1 pseudogene is annotated in these 459 nt (G+C 44.0%); it reads left to right on the forward strand.

Annotated elements, in window-relative coordinates:
* Positions 1 to 121: 121 nt before the first annotated feature.
* Positions 122 to 459 (forward strand): annotated as a pseudogene (gene pbuO, locus RVS70_RS22355) (hypoxanthine/guanine permease PbuO); the annotation flags it as partial.

A 459-nucleotide genomic window follows, 5' to 3' on the forward strand; every position in this document is an offset into this window, starting at 1 on the left:
TGATCACTACACATTCCCACTTCATAATGATCCACATTCCTCAAGAAATGACTTGCAAAAACCAAATAAAAAGAATAATATTAATGGTGTTTTGTTAAAACGTTCGTAATTGCAGGATACTATGTTTCATCTAAAAGAGCAGCAAACATCCATAAAGCAAGAAATCATAGCAGGGCTGACGACCTTTTTCACAATGGTCTATATCGTCGTGGTTAATCCGGTCATTTTGGCTAACGCCGGGGTTCCTTTCGACCAGGTTGTCACCGCAACGATCATTGCCTCCATTGTCGGAACGCTGTGGATGGCCCTGGCAGCAAATTATCCGATTGCTATTGCGCCCGGCATGGGCTTGAACGCATATTTAGCCTTTCATGTCGTAAGCGCAAGCGATGGCGGCATCACATACGCAACAGCTTTCAGTGCAGTAGTTACAGCAGGGGTTCTCTTCATTCTTCTATC

Origin of the sequence: Virgibacillus sp. M23 (genome assembly GCF_034190895.1) — a bacterium.
Taxonomy (GTDB): Bacteria; Bacillota; Bacilli; order Bacillales; family Amphibacillaceae; genus Virgibacillus; species Virgibacillus salarius.